Source organism: Arenimonas malthae CC-JY-1, from assembly GCF_000747075.1.
GTDB classification, from domain to species: Bacteria; Pseudomonadota; Gammaproteobacteria; order Xanthomonadales; family Xanthomonadaceae; genus Arenimonas; species Arenimonas malthae.
Window position 1 is genome coordinate 1 of the sequence record NZ_AVCH01000111.1, and the last position, 991, is coordinate 991.

Annotated in this window: 2 rRNA genes; both read right to left on the bottom strand. The window is 56.6% G+C overall.

The features are described 5' to 3' along the window. Window positions 1-10: 10 nt before the first annotated feature. Window positions 11-125 (bottom strand): 5S ribosomal RNA (gene rrf, locus N790_RS05665). A gap of 137 nt (window positions 126-262) precedes the next feature. Further along, a 23S ribosomal RNA gene (locus N790_RS05670) occupies window positions 263-991 on the bottom strand; the annotation flags it as partial.

A 991-nucleotide genomic window follows, 5' to 3' on the forward strand; every position in this document is an offset into this window, starting at 1 on the left:
GGGGAAAAGCCCCTGGCGATGACCTACTCTTGCATGGCTTAGGCCACACTACCATTGGCGCAGCTGCGTTTCACTTCCGAGTTCGGGATGGGATCGGGTGGTTCCACAGCGCTATGGTCGCCAGGGAGAGGGTGGAGGGTCGCGAATACCAGATCCTTATGGGATGTGGGCCGCGCCGGCCTCTCGTTGGGTGGGAAGTAGCGAACATTGTAAGGCGTTACGGCCATCGACGTGCGTCGAGGGTAAGGCGTCTTGAGGTTATATGATCAAGCCGCACGGATCATTAGTATCAGTTAGCTCAACGCATTGCTGCGCTTACACACCTGACCTATCAACGACGTGGTCTTCATCGTTCCTTTAGGGGACTTGTGTCCCGGGAGATCTCATCTTGAGGCGCGCTTCCCGCTTAGATGCTTTCAGCGGTTATCGTTTCCGACCATAGCTACCCGGCAATGCCATTGGCATGACAACCGGAACACCAGGGGGTCGTCCACTCCGGTCCTCTCGTACTAGGAGCAGCCCCTCTCAAATCTCCAACGCCCACGACAGATAGGGACCGAACTGTCTCACGACGTTCTGAACCCAGCTCGCGTACCACTTTAAATGGCGAACAGCCATACCCTTGGGACCGACTACAGCCCCAGGATGTGATGAGCCGACATCGAGGTGCCAAACACCGCCGTCGATATGAACTCTTGGGCGGTATCAGCCTGTTATCCCCGGAGTACCTTTTATCCGTTGAGCGATGGCCCTTCCATACAGAACCACCGGATCACTAAGACCTACTTTCGTACCTGCTTGATCCGTCGATCTTGCAGTCAAGCACGCTTATGCCTTTGCACACAGTGCGCGATGTCCGACCGCGCTGAGCGTACCTTCGTGCTCCTCCGTTACTCTTTGGGAGGAGACCGCCCCAGTCAAACTACCCACCATACATGGTCCCCGGCCCGGATAACGGGCCCAGGTTAGAACGTCAAGCACATCAGGGTGG